At 67.5% G+C, this 24,372-nt stretch carries 26 protein-coding genes; 16 read left to right on the forward strand and 10 right to left on the reverse strand.

Annotated features, from left to right (window positions below; genetic code table 11):
• Nucleotides 1-98 precede the first annotated feature (98 nt).
• The 11 genes from AC5WS7_RS18045 (at nucleotide 99) to AC5WS7_RS18095 (ending at nucleotide 11,996) form a co-directional block, all read left to right on the forward strand.
• A complete protein-coding gene (locus AC5WS7_RS18045) occupies nucleotides 99-1,262 on the forward strand; it encodes a glycosyltransferase (RefSeq protein WP_495955649.1) in 1,164 nt (387 codons plus the stop codon).
• A 29-nt stretch (nucleotides 1,263-1,291) separates the two neighbouring features.
• Complete coding sequence (locus AC5WS7_RS18050) at nucleotides 1,292-1,486, forward strand: DUF3046 domain-containing protein (protein WP_495955650.1); 195 nt, start codon at nucleotides 1,292-1,294, stop codon at nucleotides 1,484-1,486.
• 936 nt (nucleotides 1,487-2,422) lie between these two features.
• Nucleotides 2,423-3,286: an MlaE family ABC transporter permease gene (locus AC5WS7_RS18055; protein ID WP_495955651.1), complete on the forward strand. Its 864-nt coding sequence runs from the start codon at nucleotides 2,423-2,425 to the stop codon at nucleotides 3,284-3,286.
• A complete protein-coding gene (locus AC5WS7_RS18060; RefSeq protein WP_495955652.1) occupies nucleotides 3,286-4,140 on the forward strand; it encodes an ABC transporter permease in 855 nt (284 codons plus the stop codon). The genes AC5WS7_RS18055 and AC5WS7_RS18060 overlap by 1 nt, the downstream gene beginning before the upstream one ends.
• A gap of 3 nt (nucleotides 4,141-4,143) precedes the next feature.
• Entirely contained in the window at nucleotides 4,144-5,451 is a 1,308-nt protein-coding gene (locus AC5WS7_RS18065; protein WP_495955653.1) for an MlaD family protein, read from the forward strand.
• On the forward strand, nucleotides 5,448-6,485 hold the full coding sequence (locus tag AC5WS7_RS18070; protein ID WP_495955654.1) for an MlaD family protein: 1,038 nt from the start codon (nucleotides 5,448-5,450) through the stop codon (nucleotides 6,483-6,485). Before AC5WS7_RS18065 ends, AC5WS7_RS18070 begins: the two co-directional genes overlap by 4 nt.
• 38 nt (nucleotides 6,486-6,523) lie before the next feature.
• The gene (locus tag AC5WS7_RS18075; RefSeq protein ID WP_495955655.1) at nucleotides 6,524-7,543 is read left to right on the forward strand and encodes an MCE family protein; all 1,020 of its coding nucleotides are present in this window, start codon (nucleotides 6,524-6,526) and stop codon (nucleotides 7,541-7,543) included.
• Nucleotides 7,540-8,655: an MCE family protein gene (locus tag AC5WS7_RS18080; protein ID WP_495955656.1), complete on the forward strand. Its 1,116-nt coding sequence runs from the start codon at nucleotides 7,540-7,542 to the stop codon at nucleotides 8,653-8,655. Before AC5WS7_RS18075 ends, AC5WS7_RS18080 begins: the two co-directional genes overlap by 4 nt.
• 18 nt (nucleotides 8,656-8,673) lie before the next feature.
• Entirely contained in the window at nucleotides 8,674-9,837 is a 1,164-nt protein-coding gene (locus AC5WS7_RS18085) for an MCE family protein (RefSeq protein ID WP_495955657.1), read from the forward strand.
• The gene (locus tag AC5WS7_RS18090; RefSeq protein ID WP_495955658.1) at nucleotides 9,834-11,084 is read left to right on the forward strand and encodes an MlaD family protein; all 1,251 of its coding nucleotides are present in this window, start codon (nucleotides 9,834-9,836) and stop codon (nucleotides 11,082-11,084) included. The genes AC5WS7_RS18085 and AC5WS7_RS18090 overlap by 4 nt, the downstream gene beginning before the upstream one ends.
• A gap of 51 nt (nucleotides 11,085-11,135) precedes the next feature.
• Nucleotides 11,136-11,996 carry an Rv1363c family protein gene (locus tag AC5WS7_RS18095; protein WP_495955659.1) on the forward strand — a complete coding sequence of 287 codons (861 nt, stop codon included), beginning with the start codon at nucleotides 11,136-11,138 and terminating at the stop codon, nucleotides 11,994-11,996.
• 30 nt (nucleotides 11,997-12,026) lie between these two features.
• On the opposite strand, the gene AC5WS7_RS18100 is transcribed toward AC5WS7_RS18095, so the two are convergent.
• Nucleotides 12,027-12,431, reverse strand: a complete 405-nt coding sequence (locus AC5WS7_RS18100) for a DUF427 domain-containing protein (RefSeq protein ID WP_495955660.1) — start codon at nucleotides 12,429-12,431, stop codon at nucleotides 12,027-12,029.
• A gap of 107 nt (nucleotides 12,432-12,538) precedes the next feature.
• Nucleotides 12,539-13,792, reverse strand: a complete 1,254-nt coding sequence (locus AC5WS7_RS18105; protein ID WP_495955661.1) for an amidohydrolase family protein — start codon at nucleotides 13,790-13,792, stop codon at nucleotides 12,539-12,541.
• A gap of 204 nt (nucleotides 13,793-13,996) precedes the next feature.
• Between AC5WS7_RS18105 and AC5WS7_RS18110 the strand changes: the two genes are divergently transcribed.
• From AC5WS7_RS18110 to AC5WS7_RS18125, 4 genes are all read left to right on the forward strand, one after another.
• Nucleotides 13,997-14,569 carry a MarR family winged helix-turn-helix transcriptional regulator gene (locus AC5WS7_RS18110; protein ID WP_495955662.1) on the forward strand — a complete coding sequence of 191 codons (573 nt, stop codon included), beginning with the start codon at nucleotides 13,997-13,999 and terminating at the stop codon, nucleotides 14,567-14,569.
• A 104-nt stretch (nucleotides 14,570-14,673) separates the two neighbouring features.
• The gene (locus AC5WS7_RS18115; RefSeq protein ID WP_495955942.1) at nucleotides 14,674-15,180 is read left to right on the forward strand and encodes a hypothetical protein; all 507 of its coding nucleotides are present in this window, start codon (nucleotides 14,674-14,676) and stop codon (nucleotides 15,178-15,180) included.
• Between the two features lie 116 nt (nucleotides 15,181-15,296).
• The gene (locus AC5WS7_RS18120) at nucleotides 15,297-15,599 is read left to right on the forward strand and encodes a hypothetical protein (protein ID WP_495955943.1); all 303 of its coding nucleotides are present in this window, start codon (nucleotides 15,297-15,299) and stop codon (nucleotides 15,597-15,599) included.
• A 17-nt stretch (nucleotides 15,600-15,616) separates the two neighbouring features.
• Entirely contained in the window at nucleotides 15,617-15,955 is a 339-nt protein-coding gene (locus AC5WS7_RS18125; RefSeq protein WP_495955663.1) for a hypothetical protein, read from the forward strand.
• Nucleotides 15,956-16,237: 282 nt separating this feature from the next.
• On the opposite strand, the gene AC5WS7_RS18130 is transcribed toward AC5WS7_RS18125, so the two are convergent.
• Nucleotides 16,238-16,444: a ferredoxin gene (locus AC5WS7_RS18130; protein ID WP_495955664.1), complete on the reverse strand. Its 207-nt coding sequence runs from the start codon at nucleotides 16,442-16,444 to the stop codon at nucleotides 16,238-16,240.
• Nucleotides 16,441-17,748, reverse strand: a complete 1,308-nt coding sequence (locus AC5WS7_RS18135; protein WP_495955665.1) for an NADH-ubiquinone oxidoreductase-F iron-sulfur binding region domain-containing protein — start codon at nucleotides 17,746-17,748, stop codon at nucleotides 16,441-16,443. The genes AC5WS7_RS18130 and AC5WS7_RS18135 overlap by 4 nt, the downstream gene beginning before the upstream one ends.
• Nucleotides 17,749-17,820: 72 nt before the next feature.
• On the opposite strand from AC5WS7_RS18135, the gene AC5WS7_RS18140 reads away from it, so the two are divergent.
• A complete protein-coding gene (locus tag AC5WS7_RS18140) occupies nucleotides 17,821-18,288 on the forward strand; it encodes a YwdI family protein (RefSeq protein WP_495955666.1) in 468 nt (155 codons plus the stop codon).
• A gap of 32 nt (nucleotides 18,289-18,320) precedes the next feature.
• Here AC5WS7_RS18140 and AC5WS7_RS18145 read toward each other — a convergent pair whose 3' ends face one another.
• From AC5WS7_RS18145 to AC5WS7_RS18170, 6 genes are all read right to left on the reverse strand, one after another.
• The gene (locus AC5WS7_RS18145) at nucleotides 18,321-19,187 is read right to left on the reverse strand and encodes an alpha/beta fold hydrolase (protein ID WP_495955667.1); all 867 of its coding nucleotides are present in this window, start codon (nucleotides 19,185-19,187) and stop codon (nucleotides 18,321-18,323) included.
• A 13-nt stretch (nucleotides 19,188-19,200) separates the two neighbouring features.
• Nucleotides 19,201-19,608, reverse strand: a complete 408-nt coding sequence (locus AC5WS7_RS18150; protein ID WP_495955668.1) for a Rieske (2Fe-2S) protein — start codon at nucleotides 19,606-19,608, stop codon at nucleotides 19,201-19,203.
• Nucleotides 19,608-20,753 carry an amidohydrolase family protein gene (locus AC5WS7_RS18155; RefSeq protein ID WP_495955669.1) on the reverse strand — a complete coding sequence of 382 codons (1,146 nt, stop codon included), beginning with the start codon at nucleotides 20,751-20,753 and terminating at the stop codon, nucleotides 19,608-19,610. Before AC5WS7_RS18155 ends, AC5WS7_RS18150 begins: the two co-directional genes overlap by 1 nt.
• 12 nt (nucleotides 20,754-20,765) lie before the next feature.
• Nucleotides 20,766-21,860, reverse strand: a complete 1,095-nt coding sequence (locus AC5WS7_RS18160; protein ID WP_495955670.1) for an amidohydrolase family protein — start codon at nucleotides 21,858-21,860, stop codon at nucleotides 20,766-20,768.
• Between the two features lie 28 nt (nucleotides 21,861-21,888).
• Nucleotides 21,889-23,253 (reverse strand): cytochrome P450, encoded by a 1,365-nt coding sequence (locus tag AC5WS7_RS18165; RefSeq protein ID WP_495955671.1) that lies wholly within the window; start codon nucleotides 23,251-23,253, stop codon nucleotides 21,889-21,891.
• An 87-nt stretch (nucleotides 23,254-23,340) separates the two neighbouring features.
• A complete protein-coding gene (locus tag AC5WS7_RS18170) occupies nucleotides 23,341-24,201 on the reverse strand; it encodes a mycofactocin-coupled SDR family oxidoreductase (protein ID WP_495955672.1) in 861 nt (286 codons plus the stop codon).
• Between the last annotated feature and the right edge of the window lie 171 nt (nucleotides 24,202-24,372).

The following is a 24,372-nucleotide window of genomic DNA, read 5'->3' on the forward strand; positions in this document are numbered from 1 at the left end:
CAGCGAGGTGAGATGTGACCCCTGGTGTGCGTACCGCGGGAGCGCCGTCGCCGGACCGGCTGCCTGCCCCCCTCGCGACGATATGGCAGGCTGGGCGGATGCGAGTTGCTGTGGTCGCGGGACCGGATCCGGGACATGCGTTTCCGGCGATCGCGCTGTGCCTGCGGTTGCTGGCGGCGGGGGACGAGCCGGTGCTGTTCACCGGCCCGCGCTGGCTCGACGCGGCGCGGGCGCAGGGAATCGGGGTGCGTCGGCTGAAGGGGCTGGCGCCGCGGCCGCAGGACGACGACCTCGATGCCGGACAGCGCATCCACGAGCGCGCCGCGCACATCTCCACCGAGATCCTGCCCGAACTCGGGGCGATGCTGCCGGAATTGGTGATCGCCGATGTGCTCACCGTCGGCGGCGGTATGGCCGCCGAGCGGATCGGGGTGCCGTGGGTGGAGTTGTCCCCGCATCCGCTGTACCTGCCGTCGAAAGCGTTGCCGCCCATCGGAAGCGGACTCGCGCCGGGGGAGGGGTTGCGTGGCCGGGCACGGGATGCGGTGCTGCGCGGTATGACCGGCCGGGCGATCGCCCGCGGTGAACGGCAGCGCGCGGCGGCTCGTGCGGGAGTCGGCCTGCCCGAACAGGATCCGGGCCCGGCTGCCCGGCTGGTCGCCACATTGCCCGCGCTCGAGGTGCCGCGCCCGGACTGGCCGCGGGACGCGCATGTGATCGGTCCGCTGCTGTGGGAGCCGACCGCCGAGGTGCTGCCGTTACCGCCCGGGGACGGTCCCTTGGTCGTGGTCGCCCCCTCGACCGCGCACACGGGCGTATCCGGCATGGCGCAGACCCTGCTCGAAGCATTGGACGGGGCGGGTGTGCGGGTCGCGGTATCGACCCTGGACGCGCCGCCCGCGGATCTGCCGCCCTGGGCGACCGCGGGGCTGGGCCGCCAGGACGAGCTGCTGTCGCACGCATCGGTCGTGGTCGGCGGCGGCGGACACGGGCTGCTGGCGAAGTCGCTGCTGGCCGGTGTGCCGATCGTGACCGCCCCCGGCGGGGGAGACCAGTGGGAACTCGCCAATCGTGCTGTGCGCCAGGGCAGTTCGATGCTGGTGCGGCCCTTCACCGGGGAGGCCGCGCGAGACGCGGTGCACACCGTGCTCGCCGAGCCGTCCTTCACCGCCGCCGCCCGGGCCGCCGCGGCGACCGCCGGCCAGGTCGCCGATCCGGTCGAGATCTGTCATCGGGTCCGGGACCGCGCCCGTTCCCGCTGAGCCGTGGGGCGGCCTGTAGCCTCGGCACAGTGCGGTTGACGGAATTCCAGGAACTGTTGCATACCGAATTCGGGGTGTCCCGCGGCGATGTCCTGCTGTCCGACCACGTGCTACCCGCCATGGGCGGCCGCACCGGCGCCCAGGCCATCGAGGACGGCGTCGATCCGCGCGATGTCTGGCGCGCGCTCTGCAGCGAATTCGACGTCCCGCGCGCCCGCTGGTAGCGCCGAGGTGACGACCGCGCTGTAGCGCCGAGGCGACGCCGGCTGCCATCGCGCGTGATGTTCCGGTGGCTCGGGCCCCGGCTCTGCCCCGCACTTGTGGGGACGGCTTCGGTCGCACCGGCAGTCCGGATCGTGGCATAGACGGGTTCAGGATGTTCGATCTCGCCCCGGCCGCTCGATGACACGCGGATGTCGGGTGCGGACGGTGACGTGACGCGCTGAGCGCCCGTACCGGTGATGTTCGGCCGGGTTTGCCCAATAGCCGGGTGCTACGCGACCGCGGGGTGGATCATCATCGGCGGATCGGCCCGCATGTGCTGCCGACAGTCGTGTTGCCTTCGACATCGTCCGGGTAGTGCCGGTGCGATGCGCGGCGGCGGCCCGCGGCTCCGGCATGCGGATCGATCCGGTGTCGAGACGAACTGCGCACGGCCGGTGGTGGGCATCGGCGGGTAGTGAACGGACGGGGCAGCCGCGGCGTTGCCGAAGCCGTCCGGATGCCAAGCGCTGACTCGGTCGGCTGCAAAGTGAAAATGGAACTTCCCTCATGCGGAAATGGTACTCTCGTCGCCGATTCGAACTGGAAAACGTGCATGTTTGGTACTGGATGTGCATGCCGAGGTCTCGGTCGGGGGTTGGCGGGTGGATGTCGAGGGTGTTGCCCGGGGCCGAATGTTGCTACAGTAACTGTGTTACGGAGGTAACATTCTCGCCTGAGGAGAATGGCGCTTCCTACTCCAGGAGACGGAACGCCGGGGCAACCCCGGCGGATCCGCCTCACCGATGCCGGGCGAGTACGCCAGCCCTCGTGCTGCCCGAGCGCTCGGCATGCTGCGTCGGTCGCGCAACCCGCGGTTGCGGCATGGAAGTACGCCGGATCAGGGAGGAATCGATGACCGACAGTGCCGAATCCGTTGCGAGTGAAGCGAGGCCGTGATGAGCGCATCAGCGGCCGGGATGAATGCCGCCGGGCAGTCGGCGGTCGATGAGGTCAAGCGCTGGACGGGCGGCTATCTGCGCCGCCATCCGCTCGCGTCGCTGGAAACTGTAGGCGGACAGGTCATTCTCGCTGTGCAGGCCGTGCGGTATCTGTGCACGGACATCGCCACCGGGCAGTTCCCCTTCCGAGAGTTCGTGCAGCAGGCCACGTTCATGGCCAAGACCGCCTATGTGCCGACCGTCGCGGTGGCCCTGCCGATCAGCGCCACCATGTCGATCCAGTTCGGTCTGCTGGCCGGTCAGGTCGGCGCGACGTCGCTGGCCGGCGCCGCGGGCGGGCTCGCGGTGATCCGCCAGGTCGCCCCGCTGGTCACCGCCATTCTGCTGGCGGCCGCGGTCGGCTCGGCGATCTGCTCGGACCTCGGCGCGCGCACGATCCGCGAGGAGATCGACGCGATGGAGGTCATGGGCGTCTCGGCGCTGCGAATGCTGGTGGTGCCCAGGCTCGCGGCCGGGATCCTGGTCGCGATGGGTTTGACCGGTTTGAGCTGCTTCGTCGGATTCCTCGGCGGATATCTGTTCAACGTCTACGCCCAGAACGGCGTTCCGGGCAGCTATCTGGCGACGTTCTCCTCCTTCGCCACCATCGGCGATCTGTATCTGGCGATGGTCAAGGCGATCACCTTCGGGGTGATCGTCACGATCGTCTCCTGCCAGAAGGGATTGAGTACCAAGGGCGGGCCGGGTGGTGTGGCCAATTCGGTGAACGCGGCGGTGGTCGCCTCCATCGTGCTGCTGATGATCGTGAACGCCGGATTCACCGAGCTGTACACCCTGCTGTTTCCGAGGACGACACTCTGATGGCATCGCGATATTATTTTCCGGGCACGAAACCGGTGCTGGTCGCCGGGAACGCGGCGGCGGTCCCGGTCATGCGACTGGGCTATATGGCCACGTTCCTGTTCCGGATGATCGGCGGAATTCCGGTGGTGTTGCGGCATTATCGGGCCGAATTCCTGAAGATTCTCTCCAATGTCACCTGGGGTAACGGCTCCATCGTCGTCGGCGGCGGCACCGCGCAGGTGATCCTGGTGCTCGGGGCCGCGGCGGGCGTCGTGGTCGGCATCGAGGGGTTCAGCGCGCTGAAACTGCTGGGTATGGCCCCCGCGACGGGCATGATCGCCTCGACCGTGGCAACCCGCGAACTCGCGCCGATCATGGCCTCGATCGCGTTCGCCGCCCAGGCGGGCTGCCGGTTCACCGCGCAACTGGGGTCCATGCGGATCGCCGAGGAAATCGACGCGCTGGACGCGATCGCGATCCGGCCGATTCCCTATCTGGTGACAACTCGGATGCTGGCCTCGATCGTGGCGATGATTCCGCTGTACCTGGCCTGTCTGGCGGTCAGCTATCTGGGTGTGGAAATCGTGGTCGGGGTGGCGGGCGGTCAGTCGCCGGGCACCTACGAACACTATTTCCGGCTGGTGCTCAGCGGATCGGACATCATTTATTCCCTGGTGAAGGCGATCGTATTCGTCATCACCACCACGACGATCCAATGCTATTTCGGCTTCTACGCCTCGGGCGGCCCGCAGGGCGTCGGGGTGGCGGCCGGACGGGCGATGCGCGCGAGCATCACCGTGATGATCTTCGTGGATCTGATGTTGACCCTGACGCTGTGGGGTTTCAACTCCGGCGCGAGAATCAGCGGGTAGCCGATGTCCATTGCATTCGAATCCGACGGCAAAGTACTGGCCAACTGGAAATTGTTCCTGCGCGGACTGGGATTCCTGCTGGTGCTCGGGGTGATCGGGGCGGCGATGATCGCCCGGTCCCAGGGCGTGTTCGACAAGACCGTGCAGGTCACCGCCGACCTGGTCAACGTCGGCGACGGCCTGCCCGCCAAATCCGACGTGAAGTACGAGGGCGTGCTGGTCGGCATGGTGGACAGCGTCACCCCCGCGACCGACGGCGGCCCGAACCACGTGCACATCTCCCTGCTGCCGCAGTACTCCTCCGGGATTCCCGGCACGGTGACCGCGCGCGTGGTGCCCAGCAATGTCTTCGCGGTGCCCTCGGTGCAGCTGGTCTACAACGGCCAGGGCAAATCGCTGGCCTCGGGCGCGCACATCCCGGAGGACCGCAGCCTGGCGACGGTGCGGTTGCAGACCTCGCTCACCGCCCTGGACAAGATCGTCGCGGCCGCCGGGCGTTCGCAATCCGATCCCGTACTCGGCATCTTGACCACGGTCGAACAGGCCACCGCGGGACACGGCGCCAAGGCCGCGCAGGCCGGTGCGGATCTGACGCGAATCGCCCAGGCGCTCAACGGAGTAATGGCCCCGGACGGCACGGCCTCGACGCTCGGCACCCTCTCCGAGGCTCTGGCCGGACTGCGCGATTCGGCGCCGGATCTGCTCAGCGCCGTGCACAACGCGGTGGCCCCGCTGCGCACCGTGGCCGAACAGCGAGATCAGTTGACCGCCTTGCTCAGTGGCGGCCTGACCACTACGGGCACGATCGCCGCGGCGCTCGAGCACAACACCGGAACCATCACGAACCTCACCGGTGAGTTCTCCCCGGTTCTGGATGTATTCGCCAGGGGCAGTTCGAATTTCACGCAGATGACGACATCGGAGACGATCCTGTCGTCGAAGTTCCGCACACTGTGGCATCCCGACGTGCAGAACATGACCGCGAAGGTCGTCATCGAATTCACCCCGCACAAGCAGTACACCCGCGCGGACTGCCCGCGATACGGCAATCTGGCCGGCCCGAGCTGTGCTACCGGCCCGGCCGGCGCGCCCACCATCGTCGCGCCGCACACCGCGCCGGCGAGCTATACCGGCGGCAACGTCGGCGATACCGGCAGTGCCCGCGAACAGCGGCAGATCGCCGCGATTCTGGGTGGAAAGCCCAATGCCGCAACGGATCTGATCGTCGGACCGCTGGTGCGGAACAACTCGGTGACCGTCACCCCGGCCTCGGATACGCAGCCCGCCGACCCCTCAGGAGCGCATCGATGAGCTACCGCAAACCGTTGATCGGGCTGATCCTGTTCCTGACGGTCTCGATCCTGCTGACCTGGACGGTCTACATCACGTTGGCGCGCAGCGTATCCGGGCGCACCGACACCTACTCGGCGGTGTTCACCGACGTGTCCGGGCTGCACTCGGGCGATGACGTGCGGATGGCGGGTGTACGGGTCGGGCGCGTCAAGTCGGTCGAACTCGACGGGGTGAACGCCGCGGTGACCTTCGAGGTGCAGCACGATCAGGTGCTGTACGGCAATACCTCGGCGTCGATCACGTACCAGAATCTCATCGGGCAGCGCTATGTCGGGCTGTCGCTGGGAAATTACGGCGATCCTTCGGTGCTGCGGCCGGGCGGGCGGATTCCGCTCGCGCACACCGAGCCGTCCTTCGACATCTCCAAACTGCTCAACGGATTCGAGCCGTTGTTCAGCGTGCTCGATCCCCAGCAGGTGGACAACATCACCGCCGCGGTGGTTCGCGCGCTACAGGGCGACAACGGCGCGATCACCTCGCTGATCACCCAGACTTCCGCACTGGCACAAGCGTTTTCGGGTCCGGACCAGATCCTGGGGCAGATCATCGACAATCTCTCCGGGGTGATGTCGGATCTGGCGAGACAGAGTGGCAATCTGCAGACCGTCGTGCAGCAGACCCGCCGCATCTTCGACGGCCTCTCGCAGCACCGTGACGCGCTGTTCGGTGAGGTCAGTTCGATTTCGGCGGTGGTGGGCCGAGCGGCCACGGTGGTGCGCGGCGCGGCGCCGTCGATGAACGACTTCATCGTCCGCCAGCCAGGATTCGCCCAACACTTCATCACCAACAAACAGAAGTTCGCGTATCTGGGATTCAACCTGCCGTACATGCTGAAAGGTCTGTCCCGCATTACCAACACCGGTGCCTATCTGAACGCGTACGTCTGCAATGTGCAAGTGAGCGCCGTGCCGGGAATCGATCCGCTGATGTCGGAGATCCTCGGCGCGACGACACCGAGTGGCAAGGCCGAGAATTCGGCGATCTGTCGATAGGGATCATGGTGAGACGACTGAGGCAAATGTGGCAGCGGATGCGCGGGCGTCCGCTCGAGGAGTACGGCAAACTGCGTATCGGCGTCGCCGCGATGGTCGTCCTCGCGGTCGTCGTCGGCATCACGGTCTTCGTGAACTCCCTGCATGTGGGCGATGACACCTACACCGCGAATTTCGCTCAGGCGGCGGGCGTTTCGGCCGGTGACGCGGTGACGCTGGCCGGTATTCAGGTCGGCACGGTGACCGGAACCCGGCTCGACGGGGACCACGTCGTGCTGACCATGAAACTGCAGCCGAACCTGCCGCTGGGCAAGGACACCAAGGCCGCCATCAAACTGACCACGCTGCTGGGATCGCGCTACGTCGAGTTGCGGCCGGCGGGGCAGGGGCATCTGCACGACAACGTGATTCCGTTGTCCGACACCGAAGTTCCTTACGATCTGCAGACCGCGCTGGCCAATGCCACGACCACTTTCGGCGGTATCGACGCCGACCGGATCGCCGCATCCATGCAGGATCTGAGCACCCAATTGCAGGGGACGCCGAAGCTGGTGCCCGAGGTGTTGCGGAACGTCCAGGACCTCGCGACCGTCATCGCGGATCGGCGCAATCAGCTGGGCTCACTGCTGGCCAGCACCCAGCAGGTGACCGACGTGCTGGTGCAGCAGAAGGCCGAACTGGCCCGATTGATCGAACAGGGCCGGGATGTGTTGTCGCAGATCATCTCCCGGCAGGCGGCGGTGGTGAATCTGCTCAACGCCGCCACCACGCTGATCCAGCAGCTCGAACCGATCGCGGTGGGCGACCGCGCCGAAATCCAGCAGCTGCTCACCAATCTGCGTCAGATGACCGGAATGCTGGCCGGCCACGACGATCTGCTGCGCAATCTGTTCCAGATTCTCCCGGTGCCGTGGCGACTGTTCGCCAATGCCACCGGAACCGGTCAGGAATTGGTGGGCAACGGCCCCGACGGCGCGTTCATCGACTCGTTCATGTGCGCACTCAGCGGATACGCCCAGAAGGTCAATCGTGCTCCGTACCTGAAGGATTGCCGGTGAGTTCCGTGAGTCGCGTGCTGAAGTTGCTGATCGTCGTGATCGCCGGTGTCGCGGTGGCCGGGTGCTCGAGCGGCCCGGTGGGCGGCCTGGTGGACTCCTCGATCACCGTCACCGCGCAGTTCACCTCCGCCAACGGTCTGTACAACGGCAATACCGTTGCGGTGCTGGGGATGAAGGTCGGCAAGGTCGTCTCGGTCACGCCGCATCCGACCCACGTCGACGTGACGATGAAGGTGGACAAATGGGTCAAGATCCCGTCCGACGCGATGGCGGTCACGGTCTCGGATTCGCTGCTCACCGATCGGCACGTGGAATTGACGCCCGTCTACCACAGCGGCCTGACCCTGCGTGATCACGCAGTCCTGGGCACCGACCGCACCCGCACGCCGGTGGAGTTCGACAGCCTGCTGGCGATGGCCGACAAGCTGTCCCAGTCGCTGGGCGGGGACGGTGAGGGCAACGGGCCGGTCGCGGGTCTGCTCGACGTCAGCTCGCAGATCGCCACCGGTAACGGCAAACAGATGCGCGATGCGATGACCGAGTTGTCCCGCGCGCTGCGCCTCGGTTCGGACAACGGCGCCGCGACCCGGGATGCGGTGACCACGATCGTGCGCAATCTGGACACACTGAGCTCGGCCGCGTCCCGCAACGATCAGCAGATCCGCCAATTCGGTTCGGGCGTGGACCAACTCAGCGCGATTCTCGCCGACCAGCACCTCGGCAGCGGGGACACCGGCAGGAAACTCGTCGAGATCCTCGTGCAGGTCACCGATCTGTTGCAGCGCAACCGGGATAATCTGCACGGCCTGGCGACCAATGCGAACACCGTCACCAAGTCGATGGCCGACTACAACGACAACCTGGCCGAGTTCCTGGACATCTTCCCGATGGTCACCGACAACGTCTACAACGCGCTGGACACGAAGAACGGCGCGTTGCGCGGCACCGTCGGCCTGGACAAATTCCTGCTGGACGGCCAGATGGTCAAGTCGGTCTGCAACCTGCTGCAACTGCACAATCTGGGCTGCGCGACCGGCACGATGCGCGATATGGGGCCGGACTTCGGCATCGGCCAGATGCTCACCGCGATGGCTGGAGCCCCGGCGAAATAGCAAGGGATACCGAGAAAAATGATGACATTCGGACCGAGACGACGCGTCGCCGCCCTCGCCGCGGCGGTGGCGTTGTCGACCACCGCGTGTTCGGTGAGCCTGGACAGGCTTCCGCTGCCCGCCCCGGGCGTCGGCCCCGATTCGTATTCGCTGACAGCCACTTTCGCCAACGCGCTCAATCTGCCGACCAAGGCGAAGGTGCGGCTGAACGGCGCCGATATCGGTGAGGTCGAATCGATGCAGGCGAAGAACTACACCGCCGTGGTGCACATGCGGATCAAGGCCGGGGTGCTGCTGCCCACCGGCACCTCGGCCGAATTGCGTTCCGCCACACCGATGGGCGATGTCTTCGTCGCGCTGACCCCGCCCGCGCATCCGGACCCGGACGCGCCCCGGCTGGCCGACGGCGCGAGCATTCCCGAACAGTCGACCGCCGCGGCCGCGACCATCGAGGAGGTGCTCACCCGCGCCGCCCTGCTGGTGAACGGCGGGGCGATCGAGAACGTCACCACCCTGGCCAACAGCCTCGGCGAGGCGGTCGGCGGGCGCGGCGATCGCCTCGCCACCATGATCCAGCAGACCCGTCAGCTGGTGGACAGTCTGCTCGCGCGCACCGATCAGATCCGCCGGACCCTGGCCACCACGAAGGAGTTGAGCGCGACCCTGGCCGCGCACCGGCCCGATGTGGACGGGGCGGTGGCCGCGGCCGGACCGGCGTTGCAGGTCATCGGCGACAACACCCAGCAGATCGTGGACCTGGTCGGTCAGCTGAACCGGATCAGCGCGCAGCTGTCGCGGTATCCCTCGGTGCGGGGCACCAACGACCTGAGCCTGATCAAGTCGGTCAACGAGATGGCCGCCAATATGAATGCCGCGGCGAACAATCCGAAGGCGAATCTGGATCCGCTCATGGCGATCCTGCCGATCGTGGTGAAGGTGACCGACGCGCAGTCCGCGCACGTGAACGTCGACGTCGCCCGCCTGGCGGTGGGTGCGGGGGCGGACCCGGGATATCCGGGCGATCCCGGCGCCACCGCGCCGACACCCACCGATTGGACGAATTTCGTCGGCTCGCTGGAGTACAGCCTGAACAGATTGAAGGACCGCGTGACGCCACCTGGGCCGGCGCCCGCACCCGGGCCGGTGGCGGGGCCGGGACGAGTGACGGGACCGGGAAGATGAGTACCTCCGCAGTGTTCGAACCGCCCGCGCGAGTTCTGGTGTTCGGCGCGCGGCAGCTCGCCCGGCATCGGCTGCTGACCTCGATGATCGGCCTGACGCTGGTGTTCGTGGTCGGCGCGGGGTATCTGCTGCTGGGGTCGCTGCAGATCGATCCGCTGCATTCGCAGTTCCACGTGCGGGTGGAGCTGGCGCAGTCCGGCGGCCTGCTGCCCAATCAGGACGTGACGTTGCGGGGTGTGCCGGTCGGGCGGGTGCAGTCGGTCGGCGTGGACGGCGACAAGGTCGTCGCCGTCGTCGATATCGACGCCGGGGTGCGCATTCCGGTGGGCGGGGACGTGCGGGTCGCGGCCCTGTCGGCGGCGGGGGAGCAGTATCTGGATTTCCTGCCCACCACCGACAAGGGGCCCTATCTGACCGACGGTGCGGTGGTCACCCCGGAGCGGACCACGACCCCGGTGCCGTTGGCGACCCTGCTCGATCACCTCAACGGCCCACTGCGACAGCTGGATCCGGCGAAACTGAAGGCCATCGAGGCCGAACTCGGGGTGGGGCCGCAGGGGCCCGAGAAGTTGTCGGCGATCCTGGACGGCGGCATGTTCATGCTCTCGACGCTGGATTCGGTGCTGCCGCAGACGGTTTCGATGCTGCACAACAGCAAGACGGTGCTGACCACGATGAGTCAGGTGAGCCCCGGGTTGCGGGCGACGTCCCGGAATCTGGCCCAGATCATGGCCGGGGTCGGCTCGATGACCGGCGGCTACCGGACCATGGTGAACACCGTGCCGGGAATGACGACCGCACTCGATCAGATCATCGCGGACAATTCGCCGACCATGGTGCAGCTGCTCGGGAATCTGACGACCACCGCGCAGATGGCGTACGTGCACATTCCGGCGCTGAACGAGTTCTTCTGGCCGCAGCAGCGCGCCGGCTCGGCCCTCGACGCCATCTCCTCGGCGTTCCACGACGGCGGGGTCTGGGCCGAAGTCAGCATCTATCCCCGGACCCCTTGCGATTACAACGTCCCGCGGCTGCCGGGATCGGTGCCCGATTCCCCCGAACCGTACCTGAACGTGCGGTGCACCAGCGCGGCTCCGAATCTGGTGCGCGGCGCGGCCAATGCGCCCCGGCCGCCGGGCGACAACACCGCCACCGCACCGCCCGGCTCGAATCCGTTGCAGCGATCGGATCCGACTCCGACCGGACCGCTGTCCATTCCGACCCCGTACGGCGGCCCGCACGCGTAGGCCGAAGCGTCGCAGGGTGACCCGCACGAGGCCCGTCGATAGGAGATTGAGATGAACGAGCGAACCACGGTGGTGACACCGGACGAGGACACCGAGCTGTCGGGGCGGGTCGACGAGGCCTCGGCTCCCGTCGGCGAGCCCGCCTCCGGACCCGTTCCGGCGGTGCCGGATTCGGGCCTCGAACAGGACCGCGAGACCGCCGGACCGTCGACGAGCGCAGACGAGGAGCCGGAGAGATCGGCGGTCGCGAAGCGTTCGGCTCCTCAGGACGAGAAGGGGTCCGCGAGCACGTCGGTGGCTGCGAAAGAGCCCGCCACCGTGGAGAAACCGAAGGCCGAGGAGAAAGCCTCGGTGGACGAGGAGCCGGAAAGCGCCGCTGGGGAAGATGATTCGGACCGAACCGCCGATACCGGTGCGAAATCCCGGTGGCGCACTCTGATTCCCCGGCCCGTGACCGCGGTGCTGGCGGTGCTGCTCGTGGCCGCGGTGGTATGCGCGGCGGTATTCGGCTGGAAACTGAAGGCGCGCAACGACGACGAGGCAGCCGGGCAAGCCGCCATGGCCGCGGCGAAGGATTACGCCGTCGCGCTGACCAGTATCGATTCCGCACATATCGACGCCGATTTCGCGACCGTGCTGAACGGGGCGACCGGTGAGTTCAAGGATATGTACAGCCAGTCCGCCACTCAGCTCAAACCGCTTCTGTTGCAGGCGAAGTCGGTCAGCAAGGGGCATGTGGTGGCCGCGAGCGTGCAGTCCGTATCGGGCGATCACGCCGTGGTGATGCTGTTCGTCGACGCGCAGATCACCAACGTGACCAATCCGGATCCCCGGGTCGACCGCAACCGCATCCTGATGACCATGGACCGGGTCGGCGGACGCTGGCTGGCCAGCAAGGTGGACCTGCCCTGACAGCTGCTCGTAGCCGGAAAACCGTTGCGGTCAGCGGGCTTTCGCGTAGGGTGCGCTGACGGCGGGGGTGGCGACGCCCACCTCCACGCGCACCCGGTCCTGATAGAACGCGATGTGCCCGCGGATCAGCTCGACCTCGGGATAAGGTTCGGCGTATTCCCAGGCGATCGGCTCGTCACCGTCGATCGCGCGCCAGTACCGCGCGGTGCCCTTGAACGGGCAGCGGCTGGTCGTCTCCTCGTCGGCGACCAGCTGATCGAAACGAACGTCGGCCCGCGGCAGGTAGAACGCTATGCCGTGATCCTGCTCCGCGACGAGCAGCCCCGCGCTCGTCTCGGCCAGGACCCGGTCCCCGGCGGTGACCCGGATCAGATTGCGGACCCGGCGCACGTCCACGCGGTAGTCCGGCCAGTCGGCATACCCCGATGGCTCCATGATCGTGCCTTTCTCGTGGGTGATCGCGGTGCCGGGCGGCACCGGACAACGCGGGAACCCGGCACCGGAGTTTCCGGTACCGGGTTCACGATAGCTGTGCGCCCGGGTCAGCTCGCCCGCTGCGCGTAGGCCGCCGCGTACTCCTTGCGCGAGGTGGTGGAGGTGTCCACGTCCTTGGCCTGGGCGCGCAGCGCACCGACGGTCGCCTGCTCCTTCGGGATGTGCGCGAACGGATCCCAGTTCAGGAAGCGGCAGGCGTTCTGCCAGGTGATCTTGTCGATATCCGAGTCGTCGGCGTCCACGGCCTGCAACTCGTCCAGCACGAATTCGGGCGCGTTGGGCCAGATCGAATCCGAGTGCGGGTAGTCGCACTCCCACGCGATGTTGTCGATGCCGATCTCGTGCCGCAACTTCAGCGACGTCTTGTCGGTGACGTAGCAGGCGACCGTGTGCTCGCGGAACACCTCGCTGGGCAGCTTGCCGCCGAAGTCGCGGCGCAGCCAGCGCTGGTTGGTGTAGTGCCGGTCCGAGCGGTCCAGGAAGAACGGGATCCAGCCCACGCCGCCCTCGGAGAAGGAGACCTTCAGACCCGGGTAGCTGCGGAACGCCGGGCCCCACAGCAGATCCTGGGCGGCGATCAGCGAGACGCTGGGCGCGAGCACCATCAGATTGTCGATCGGCGCGTTGGGCGCGAGGTTCAGCACCCGGAAGCCTTGTCCGATATGCAGATTCATCACGGTGCCGTGATCGGACAGTGCCTGGAACACCGGGCCCCAGTACTCGATGTCGTGGTAGCTGGGCAGGCCGTCCAGATGCGGCAGCTCAGGCATGGACACCGAGTGACAGCCCTTCTCGGCCACCCGCTCGATCTCCGCGACGGCCAGCTTCGGATCCCACAGCGGCAGGATCGACAGCGGGATGAACCGCCCCGGGTACGCCCCGGCCCAGTCCTCGATGTGCCAGTCGTTGTAGGCCTGGATCATCGCGACGGTGATCTCGTCCTTGAAGTAGGCCAGATGTCCGGCGCTGAACCCGGCGAAGGTGGGGAAGCACATCGAGGCGAGGATGCCGTTGGCGTTCATATCGCGGACGCGCTCGTGCACGTCGTACACCCCGGGCCGCATCTCGGCGTAGCCGGCCGGATCGTAACCCCACTCCTCGGCCGGCCAGGAGACCACGGCGTTGAGGCCGGTGACGCCGGTCGGGCGGTCACGGTAGACCCACCTGTCGATGCCCTTGTCGTCGACGATCACCTTCGGGGCCAGGTCGGCCCACTTCTTCGGGACATGGCCGTCGAACATGTGAATCGGCTCGACCACATGGTCGTCGATGCTCACCAGGATCATGTCGTCGATATTCACGGGACTCCTCGCTAGTTCGTGCGGAATGTCGTATGGGTCGACCTCGGCTGACCTGACTATTGGAGACTAGCAATCTCCATTGGAGAGAATGATACTCTCGCGCACCGCCCGGCCGCCAGGGTGGCCGGACGATGGGCCGGACGGAGCGCGTGTCCGATCGTGGTCGAAACCCTCCATTACCGTATGAGAGAATGCTATTCTCATTTGAGTTATACGAGTGCGCTGCCGGAGGCGTTTTCGGCCGGTGTCGTTCTCGTCGGAGTTCCCCGCAAGGCCGGATGGATGGAGAAAGACGTGCGGACGATGACGTACAGCGCGCGGGCGGAGACCCTGAACGCGCTCCGCGAGGCCCTGCGGGTGCAGGCCACCCGCACGGTGGTGCTCTATTCGGCGGTCGCGGCGGATCTCGGTATCACGGTCGCGGATCTGACCTGTCTGAACCTGTTGTGGATGCGCGGGCGGCTGACGCCCGGCCGGCTCGCGGAGTTGCTGGGCATCGCGCGCGGCGGCGCGATCACCGCGGTGATCGACCGGCTCGAGCGCGCGGGTTACGTTCGGCGGACCCGTGATTCGCAGGATCGCCGCAGGGTGTGGGTGGAATTGGTCGCGGTGCGCGCGGAGGTGGCCGTCGCCCCGCTGTTCGGCGAACTCGCCGCGCTGGACGAAACCCTGCCGCAGGACGAGGAGAGTCTGGCGTCGCTGGTGGGCTTCGTCCAGGAAGTCAATGCGGCGCTGGCACAGGCGACCGCGCAGGTTTCGCGCAACCGCGCGCTGTGAGCGGGTGGGACGTCATGGTCACACGGAAACCCGCGCCGTCCGAAAAGGCGCCCGGCGAGCCGAATTCGGTCGCGGGCCGGCGCGCGCACGCCCGCAAGCACCTGCTGCGGTACCGGCTCGCGGTGGTCGCCTCCGATGCGGTGCAGGCCGTCCGGTACGTCGGCGGCTGGATGTACGACCGGTCCATGGCCGGGTGGGAGGTGACCGTCCTGCTGGCCGAGACCGCCGACCCGCGCCCGCTGCGCATCCTGGGTGCGGCGGTGCTGGATCTGGAGGATTCACTGGCCTCGCCGGTGCACGACATCTGGCCGCATGCGGTGGCCGTGGCGCCGGAGTTGATGGCCGACGACCCCCGGGTGCGTCGCGGCGTGCTCGACTCCCTCGATCAGCGCCGCACCGAGGTGGCGCTGTGGGGTGCGGACCTGCCCGCCGAACTCGACGGGCGACTCGACCTGGCCCAGCATCGGCTCAGTGCCGCCGCGCGGGCGTTCAAGGGTGCCGCGCTGGCCGCCGCGGGTGCGCCGGTGACCGAGGTCGGCGGCGTGGAGGTATTCCACTGCGGCGAACTGTTGCTGACCGGGCTGTGGGGCGGCGCCGACCTCACCAAGTGACGGATATGTTATTCTCCTTTAGAGAGAATGGCGATATCGCAAGGTGGCGGCACCCGGCACGAGGCGGTGTCGTGGCGAAGTCGGATGCGGTCGTCGTGGCCGAGGAAAGGATCGCAATGGTCAAGAACGGCAATCGGCTACGGAGCCAGGTGTGCGATACGGAGGTGATCGTCGTGCGGGCTTCGGACAGCCTGGATGATCTGCGCGCCGGAGGCGTGCCCATGATCCCGATCGACGGGAAGCCGGAACCGGGCGTATCGGCGGCCGCGGAGTTCAGCGACGGCAATCTGCTGGGCAAGCGGTATGTCGACGAGTCCGGCGCCGAGGTGCTGGTGACCAAGGCCGGGGCGGGCACCCTGAGCATCGGTGCGACGCCGCTGGCGCTCAAGGAAGCCAAACCGCTTCCCGCCAGCGACTGACCCGAAAGGATTCAGTCATGAACTCGAAGATGCTCGTATTCTCCAATGCCGTTGCCGGACAGGACGATGCGTTCAACGACTGGTACGACAACCAGCACCTCGCCGATGTGCTGAAGGTGCCCGGTGTGGTCGGCGGCGAGCGGTACGACCTGGTGCCCAGCGCCCTCGGCGGCGGCGGTGAGCCCGCGCATCGCTATCTCGCGGTGTACGAGCTCAGCGGTGCTCCGGAGGAGGTGGCCAAGGCGTTCGGAGCGAAGGCGGCCACCGGGGAGATGCAGCTCAGTCCCACGCTGGACATGTCGACGCTCGCGGTCCAGATCTGGCGCGCCCGCGACACCGGCGAGAGTGCTGGCTGAACATCCGGGATACCCGAAAAAGCCTGTGGCCCGGCGGTATACGCCGGGCCACAAGCTTTTCATGTTGCGACACAGCGGGTTCGCCCCTGTGTCGCGGGTTGCGACACCACGTCCGGAAACGGGTGTCGGAGAGGCGCCGCGGATTCGCGCCCGCCCCGCACCGAATTCGGTCAGTTGTTGCGGAAGCCGGACGATCCGGTCGTCGCGGTGTCCGAAAGCTGCCGGTGGGCCGTCCGGTCGCGGAGCCGGGTTGGGCGGCCCGACCGAAGCCGCTGCGATGGTTCAGCTTTCGGGTTCCGTGACCCGCGTGATGGCGTGCGCCGGGCAGTCCAGCAGGGCGCGCATCACCCCGTCGCGGTCGCCGGGTTCGACCACGCCGTCACCCTCGAGCGAGGCGTACCCCCAGTCGTCCAGGGAGAAGTAGCCGGGTGCGTGCCGGGCACAGATGCCGAATCCGTCGCACAGCGTCCGGTCGAGTCGAATCTTCACGGCACCAGTACCTCTCGTGCGTCGAACGGCCGATCGGCCAGGTAGGTCCGCTGTGCGCAATCCGGGCACCGGCCGTGCAGATGGGCGTCGACCTCGGCGCGGAACCGGCTCAGCACAGTGGCGGCGGCATTGCACGCGCCGTCCAGCGTGCCGCAGGCGCCGCGCCCGCGCAGCACCACCGACCAGCGTTGCAGGCGTTCGATATCCGCGTCGGTGGCGCGTCCGTCGCGCAGTGCGGCCGCCACCGCCGCCATGGCCGCGGTGCCGTTGAAGCAGGAACCGCACTGTCCGGCGTTCTCCCGGTCGAAATATCCGAGCACCGCGGCTGCGACGGCGACCGGACATTCGGCGGTGATCAGCGATATCGCGCCGCAGCCGAGGCCGTAGCCCAGGCCGCGGATCGTTTCGTGATCCAGCGTGGCGTGCAGGATCGCGCGATCGGCGATACCCGCGAAGTACCCGCCCATCAGCGCCCCGCGCACATCCTGCGGCGAAATTCGATGCAAGGCAAGTAAATCGGCGAATCGCGCACCGTGCGCGAGCTCGTAGAGGCCGGGGCCGCGGCCGCCGCCGGTGACCGTCACCAGGAAGGTGCCGGGCGATCCGGACGTGCCCTGCTCGCGGAACGCCTGCCCGCCGTGCCGGTGGATGAAGGGCAGATTCGCCAGGGTCTCCACGTTGCAGACCGCCGTGGGCAGCTCGTCCACGCCCGATTCGAACGGTCGCGGCGGCTTGTCCGAGGGTTTGGCCGGCCCGCCGTTGATCGCGCGGATCGCCGCGGTCTCCTCCCCGGCGACGTAACCCGGTGCGACGGTGACCAATTCGATCCGCACCCGGGTGATGTCGGTGCTGTCCAGCTCGGTCAGTGCCGCGTCGACGCGCTGCGCGGCCTCGGGGTCGGAGACGTAGACGTACGCCCGGCTCGCACCCGTGATCGCGGCGGCCAGGCGCAGGCCGTCCAGTACCAGATGCGGGCGCCGGCACAGCAGCCAGCGGTCCTTGACCGAGGCGGGTTCGCCCTCCTCGCCGTTGGCCACGACCACGGTCGCGCTGCCGCGCAACCGCGCGTCGCGCACCGAGCCCAGTTTGATCGCCGCCGGGAACGCCGCCCCGCCGCGGCCGCGCAGCCCGCTGTGCCGGATTTCCCCGAGCAGATCGGCTGCCGAGTCGAGCGTGCGGTACCCCCCGCTCGCGCGGTAGGCGGCAAGATCCTCCACCTCCGTTCCAGGGCGGAGCAGGCGGGGTTCCACACCGGGTGCGGCGACCGCGGCGAGTTCCGCGGCGGGGTCGAAAATCTCTTGCATGACAACCTCTTTCGGCTGGAAACAGGCCGGTGGATGGAAGCGGGGCCGCTGGTTGCGGTTACGCTTGCCGATATGAGAACGGCGGTGCTGCGAATCGATGTCGACCCGGCCCGGGAGCTGTCCGCGGCCCGGTGGGCGGAAGGGCTCAGCGCCCTGCGCGAACATGCCGCGACGATCCGGGCCGAGATCCTCGGCGGCGGTGCGGATCTTCCGCCGCGACGGGAGGTGCAGATGCTGGTCGACACCGAGGACGCCGATACCACTGTGCGCGAGGTGGTTCGCCGGTGCGCCGCGGCGTTCGGCACCGACCCGGTGGCCGCCGCGGTGACCTACGTCAGCCGCGGCACCGACGACGACGCGCACGGCGTGCTGGCCGGTTTCGGCCTGACCGCCGAGGTCGAGCGCGAGGCGGGGACCGATGGCTTCGACATCGTGCACGTCACGTTGCCCGCCGCCGACCTCGAACGCGTTGCCGAGAGCCGCATCCACACCGCGCTCGAGGCGGCGCTCAACTGCGAGGTCCGCATCAGCACCCGGTGATCGGCGGGCGACCGGTGCGAAGGCCTGCGTCATCAGCGGCCCAGGAAATCCAGGATCGGCGGGGCCGCCTGCACCCAGGTGTCGAACAGGTTGAAGTGATCGACGCGCCCGCTGCCCCGGTCCTCGACCGCGCGCTCCCAGGCGTCCTCGGGCCACGGCGGGTCGATGATCGTCGAGCCCTCGATCAGGCAGCTCACCTCGAGCGAGGTCCGCTTCGGATGGTCCAGATCGCCGACGCCACCGCGAATGATCAAGGTGGGCACGGTGATTCGGTCGAACATCTCGTCGTCCACCCCGGCGATGGTCTGCCCGGGTCTGGGCACGTACGCGTTGAGCCAGCGCAGCGACAATTTGATGAACTCGTCCCGGTCCAGCTCCCGCAGGCGCTGCTCGTTGCGCGGATTGGCCGCGACCCGCTCGCGCCACTCCCGCATCTTCAGCAGGGCCTCGGTCCCGCCGCCGCGCACGGCCTGCAGGCTGGGCAGCACGTAGAACGCGCCCAGATTGAACAGTCCGTAGACCCCGCCGACGATATTCCAGAGCGCGAGCCTGCTCACCCGCTCGGGATACAGCATCGCGGTGAGCATCGAATCGCGTGCGCCGCCCGAGCCGCCCGCGAGGACGCACGGTCCGGCGTCCAGCGCGCCCAGCAGGCCGTTCAGCGTCTCGGCTCGCATATGCGATTCGGATCGACCGTAGAACTGCACGTCCGACGCGCCGCAGTTGGGCCGATCCCACAGCAGTACCGAATAGCCGCCGGCGACGATCGCCTCGGCCAGCGGGCGCAGCCCGGGAATATCCTTGCCGAATCGGCCGCCCGGCGTCAGGACGACCAGATCGCCTGTGTCGCCGAGGATTTCGTAGACGACCTCGCCGCCGTGCACCGTCACCGAGGGCATGGGACATCCTTTCTCACGCCAGCACGACGACGGAATCGCCGACGATCCGCACCGGATAGGTGCGGATACTCCATTCCGGTTTGACCGCCGTCGTTCCGGTCGCCAGCTCGAAACCCCACTGGTGCCACGGGCAGTAGATGTACTCCTGATCGCGGACCATGACCTGGTCGCCGGGCACGGACTCGTCGACGATCGTGCGCCCGCGCGCCCGGCCCGAACACAGCGGACCGCCTTCGTGCGGACAGTAGTTCGCGATCGCGTAGAACGTTCCGTTGACGTTGTAGACCCCGACGCCGTGCCGCCCGATCGGTACCACCTTCGACGATCCGGGCGGGATCTCCTCGACCGTCGCGACGACGTGCTCGCGGCCCTGCGCCAGGCGGGGCGGATCCGGTTGTGCCGCTTGGTGTTCGGCGGCCATCAGAACACCGGCCTGCGGCCGTCGATGGCGGGCACGGTCTCGGGCAGGTGATAGGTCTCGATTCCGTTGAGGTACATCACCTTGTCGCGCGCGTGCACCGGCAGATGTTTCACCAGCCAGCGCGGATCATCGAACGTCCAGTGCGGATAGTCCGAGGAGTAGAGCAGGATCTTGTCCGCCTCCATCCACTCGAACGCCCGGGTGAGTTCGGTCTTGTCCTCGGGGTAGTCCAGCGGCTGGGTGGTGAACCGGATGTGCTCCTTGACGTACTCCGAGGGCCTGCGCCGAATCCCGGTGAAGGACTTGCGCGCGGCGTAGATCGCGTCCATCCGCCACATCAGCGGCAGAATCCAGGTGAACGCGTGTTCCACGAAGACGATGCGCAGCTTGGGATGCCGGTCGAAGACGCCGTCGAAGATCAGGCTCATGATCTGATTCGCCGCCAGCAGCGAGTAGGTGACCATGAAATCGTGGTTGTAGCTGGGGAATCCGACCGGCGGCATGGGCATGGTCTCGTACGCGCCGCGACCGAGATGACAGCTGACCACCAGATCGTGTTTGGTGGCCGTGGCCCAGATCGGGTCGTATTTCGGATCGCCCCACGACGGTCGCGGTTCGGCCTTGATCAGGATCTGCGCCATGAACGGATGTCCGGCCCACTGCTCGATCTCGCGCACCGCCTGGGCCGGATCGTCGATGGCCGCGCAGATCGAGCCGCGCCACCGCTGATGCCAGTTGTTCTTCGCGTCCAGCCAGTGGTTGGCCAGCCAGTGGTTGATGCCGGTGGCCATCGCCGAGGTCGCCTCGGGCAGGCGGGTGGCCTTCACCGTCGGCTCCAGGATGGCGATATCGGACCCCGCGTCGACGATCAGCTGCCGGAACGCCAATTCCGGGTCGCTGCCGGGGAATTCGCCGCCCTCGGGGAAGGTGTCCGCGCGCATCGCGTAGGTGTGCGCGTAGTCCGGGGCGTCGTAGATGATGGTGTCGCCGACGCGGTGGCTCAGGAAGTACGAGCTGCGGTACGGCTCGGGAAGGTATTCCACGAGCTCGCCGCGGCGTGGCACCGGATGCACGTCCGAATCGACCACCCGAACCGCGGTCCGCTCCGCGGCCGGTGCCCGATGCTGCTGATGAGCCAGGGTCATTGGTCCCCTCCTTCAGACGGTGGCCGAGGTGGCCGGGACGTCGATTCCGTAGAGGCGAGATGCGTTGCGCCAGCAGACTTTTTCGCGTTGTTCGGTGGTGAGCGCGGAGGGCAGCTGGTCGATGTCGCCGCAGTGCCAGTGCGGATAGCTGGAACCGAACATCACCATGTCCTGTTTGCCGGTGAAGTCGAGCCATTCGGCGGCGAAGTCGACCTCGCCCGGACCGTCGAGACTGTTGTGCACGAAGTACACGTGTTCGGGCAGATAGTCGCTCGGCATCCGCGGCGCCCAGGGGGTCTGCTCGAGATGCGGGCGCCCGAAGGTGTCCATCCGCCAGGTGAAGGGCGTGAGCATATCCGCCGCGCCGTCGGCCCAGACGAACTTCAGCTCCGGGACCCGCTCGAAGACGCCCTCGGCGATCATGTTCATCAGGTGATAGATGTAGTTCAGCGAGGTGAATCCGAGGTACTGCTCGTAGGTGCGGGTGTGCCCGGACGGGGTCGGCGGGAACGCGATGCTTTCCCCGGTCTCGCTGTGCACCGCGACCGGCAGGCCGGCGTGCGCGGCGGCCTCCCACAGCGGCCAGAACTGGGGTTTGCCGTACAGTTCCCGCGACTGCAGCGGCACCCCGAGCTGCACGACGCCGGGATGGCTTGCCCACCTGTCGATTTCGCGCAGCGCACCGGTGATGTCCTCCGGATTGACCCGGATCGTGCCGCGGAACCGGTCGGCGTACGGATTGGCTTCCAGCCACCGCGAGACCATCATCTCGTTGTGCGCGGCCAGCATCGCCGTGGTCAGGTACCGGTCGGGCAGGATGCCGCGGGTCATCGGATGCAGCACCGCCACATCCACCCCGCGCCCGCCGAACAGCGCCTCGCCGACCAGTTCGGGATCCGAGCCCGGATACTGCTTGGCCGGTCCGCGGGTGCCCGGGGCGTACTCGCCGCCCGGCGCGCCGTACCAGTCCATCTCCACATCCGGGATGCCCCGGCTGGCGAACGGCTCACGCAGGAATCCGCGCATATCGCGGTTCGATCCGAAGAAGATGTGCACGCTCGCGTCGATGACGGGGATACGGGTCCCGTCGGCCAGTAATCTGCTCATCCGCTCTCTTCCGGGTGTGCCGTCCGCGTCAGTCGATGCGCGCGATATCGGGCCGCTCCGTCACCGGCGCGGCGAGTTCCTGTGTGTCACAGATCTTCTGGAGCTTCTCCAGGGTTTCCTCGAGTCCCGCGCCCTGGCGCTTGCCGGGGGTGAAGGTGGCCGGCAGATGCCGCATTCCCTGGATGACGCCGATGGTCTCGTAGTGCACGGTGCCCTCGGGATCGCATCGGTAGTCCGGCATCCGGTCCAGCACCGCGGTGAGCATCTTCTTGAACACCGCACGCGCGACGTTCGAGCCGATGCAGCGGTGGATGCCGAGCCCGAAGCTGAAGTGGCGGTTGCCCCTTCGGTCCAGGATCACATCGTTGGGGTCCGGGAACACCTGCGGATCGCGGTTGGCCATCGCCCAGGACAGCCACAGCCGATCCCCCTCGGCGAATTGGGTGTCCGCGATGGTGACGTCCTCGGAGATGGTGCGGCCGTCGCCCGGTGCGGGGGTGAAGTAGCGCAGGAATTCCTCGGTGGCCGAATCGAGCAGGTGCTCGCGCTCCTTGCTGAGCGTCTCGCGCTCGTCCGGATGTTCGGACAACCATTCCAGCGAGTGCGCGGTCAGCGCGGTGGTGGTGTCGAATCCGCCGCCGATGAGCAGGCCGAGCATGCCCAGGATCTCGAGATCCGGCGCGGGTTCGCCGTCGATGCGGAGTTTGATCAGGCCGTCGACCAGGCCCGGCCGCGGCTTCTCCTTGATCTCGACCAGGTTGTTCAGCAGGTCCAGGCCCATCGCGCGGTGCATCTCGGCGACGCGGGCGGCGTCCGGGGAACTCTCCGGGGTGTAGACCGCGGCGTGCACCGGTTCGCTGTAGAGCGACCAGCGCCGCAGCGGAATGCCGAGCATGGCCAGCGTCAGTACGGCCGGAACGATATTGGCCAGATCGTCCACGAAATCGATGTGGCCGGACTCGATCTTCTCGTCCAGGCTCGCGCGCACGATCTCGTCGATGACCGGATCCCAGCGCTTGACCGCGGCGGGGGACAGATACGGGTTGAGCACCTGCCGGTACAGCCGGTGCTCGGGATCGTCCATCTCCAGCATGCCGCCGCGCACGGCCTGGGCACGCTGCGCGGTGGGGATCGAAATGCCTTTGTAGCCTTTGCGTTCGCCGTGGAGGTCGTGGTCGTTGGACACGTGCGGGCAGCGGGCCAGTTCGAAGACCGACGTGCTGTCCGCGGCCACCCAGTGCCCGCCGTGTGTGTCGCTCCAGGCGACCGGGCACTTGGCCTGCATCTCCTGGGTGATCTCCTCGAACCGGTGCCGGTATTCGGGGGTGTGCCGGTCGAAGCTGTACCGGACCTTCTTGCGGTCCTGCTCGGCGGTGGTGTCTTCGATGCTCACGTTGTTCTTCCTCCGCTGCTCACGGATTCGGTGCGCCCTCGCCGGCACCGCGTGTGCGATGCGCGGCGAGGGCGCGGCCGGGGGCGATCACATGTGGTAGTCGTACAACTTCAGATAGCCGCCACCGTCGACACGCAGCTGCGAGCCGGTGACGTACCGGGCCTCGTCCGAAGCCAGATAGAGCACGGCGTTACTGATGTCCTCGGGTTCGACGTACGGAATGCGCATGGACTGCTGCACGCCGAACACCGGCTCCGCGTCCGCGCGGGTCGGGTGTTCGAGGTCCGGGCGGAACGAGCGATACATCGGTTCGCTCTGCAGCATCGGCGTATTGCAGTTGGTGGGGTGCACGACGTTGGCGCGGATGCCGCGCTCGGCGAGCTGGCGCGCGAGTTCATAGACGTAGGCGGTCAGTGCCCGCTTGGAGTGCACGTAGGCCGAGCCGCCGGGATCCTTGCCCGGCTGATCGACCTTGGAGATGTCCATCAGCGCTGCGGTGGACCCCGTCGCGATGATCGAGGCGCCCTCGCTCAGGTGCGGAAGCGAAACCTGGATGGCGTTGATGGTGCCGATCAGGTTCGTATTGATCACATCGGTCCACGCCTGCATGGCGGGCTGGCCCTTCATACCGGCCACACCGGCTTGGGCGACAACGATATCCAGCCGTCCCAGTTCGGCGATGCCGGTCTCGAGCGCCGTCTGCAACTGTTCGGCGCTGCGCACGTCCGCCTTGGCGGTCACCACCCGGCGGCCCGCCGCGGTAACCAATTTGGCGGTCTGCTCGAGGTCCTCGGGCCGCGCCAGCGGGTATCCGATGGTCGAGATGTCCTCGCACAGATCCACCGCGATGATGTCGGCGCCTTCCTCGGCGAGGCGGACCGCGTGACTGCGGCCCTGCCCGCGCGCGGCACCGGTGATGAACGCGACCTTGCCTTCAACACGTCCCACAGCTGACTTCCAATCTCTCTCCCCGGGTGGCGCTGCCGCCGCGACGGTTCACCCGTCCCCGCTGGTTGCCGCAGCGGCCGATGCGCACGACATCGGCCCGCTTCATGATCTCGCCATAGAAGAATTTTCCTTGCGGTGGAAGAGAACACTACTCTCGCACCGAAGTTGCCG

This window comes from Nocardia sp. PLKS1-43 (assembly GCF_059510335.1).

Bases quoted from the DNA above. Each gene is read 5' to 3' on its own strand.
- AC5WS7_RS18045 (WP_495955649.1), top strand. From the start codon at position 99: ATGCGAGTTGCTGTGGTCGCGGGACCGGATCCGGGACATGCGTTTCCG.
- AC5WS7_RS18055 (WP_495955651.1), top strand. From the start codon at position 2,423: ATGAGCGCATCAGCGGCCGGGATGAATGCCGCCGGGCAGTCGGCGGTC.
- AC5WS7_RS18060 (WP_495955652.1), top strand. From the start codon at position 3,286: ATGGCATCGCGATATTATTTTCCGGGCACGAAACCGGTGCTGGTCGCC.
- AC5WS7_RS18065 (WP_495955653.1), top strand. From the start codon at position 4,144: ATGTCCATTGCATTCGAATCCGACGGCAAAGTACTGGCCAACTGGAAA.
- AC5WS7_RS18070 (WP_495955654.1), top strand. From the start codon at position 5,448: ATGAGCTACCGCAAACCGTTGATCGGGCTGATCCTGTTCCTGACGGTC.
- AC5WS7_RS18075 (WP_495955655.1), top strand. From the start codon at position 6,524: ATGCGCGGGCGTCCGCTCGAGGAGTACGGCAAACTGCGTATCGGCGTC.
- AC5WS7_RS18085 (WP_495955657.1), top strand. From the start codon at position 8,674: ATGATGACATTCGGACCGAGACGACGCGTCGCCGCCCTCGCCGCGGCG.
- AC5WS7_RS18090 (WP_495955658.1), top strand. From the start codon at position 9,834: ATGAGTACCTCCGCAGTGTTCGAACCGCCCGCGCGAGTTCTGGTGTTC.
- AC5WS7_RS18095 (WP_495955659.1), top strand. From the start codon at position 11,136: ATGAACGAGCGAACCACGGTGGTGACACCGGACGAGGACACCGAGCTG.
- AC5WS7_RS18100 (WP_495955660.1), bottom strand. From the start codon at position 12,431: ATGGAGCCATCGGGGTATGCCGACTGGCCGGACTACCGCGTGGACGTG.
- AC5WS7_RS18120 (WP_495955943.1), top strand. From the start codon at position 15,297: ATGGTCAAGAACGGCAATCGGCTACGGAGCCAGGTGTGCGATACGGAG.
- AC5WS7_RS18125 (WP_495955663.1), top strand. From the start codon at position 15,617: ATGAACTCGAAGATGCTCGTATTCTCCAATGCCGTTGCCGGACAGGAC.
- AC5WS7_RS18135 (WP_495955665.1), bottom strand. From the start codon at position 17,748: ATGCAAGAGATTTTCGACCCCGCCGCGGAACTCGCCGCGGTCGCCGCA.
- AC5WS7_RS18140 (WP_495955666.1), top strand. From the start codon at position 17,821: ATGAGAACGGCGGTGCTGCGAATCGATGTCGACCCGGCCCGGGAGCTG.
- AC5WS7_RS18145 (WP_495955667.1), bottom strand. From the start codon at position 19,187: ATGCCCTCGGTGACGGTGCACGGCGGCGAGGTCGTCTACGAAATCCTC.
- AC5WS7_RS18150 (WP_495955668.1), bottom strand. From the start codon at position 19,608: ATGGCCGCCGAACACCAAGCGGCACAACCGGATCCGCCCCGCCTGGCG.
- AC5WS7_RS18155 (WP_495955669.1), bottom strand. From the start codon at position 20,753: ATGACCCTGGCTCATCAGCAGCATCGGGCACCGGCCGCGGAGCGGACC.
- AC5WS7_RS18160 (WP_495955670.1), bottom strand. From the start codon at position 21,860: ATGAGCAGATTACTGGCCGACGGGACCCGTATCCCCGTCATCGACGCG.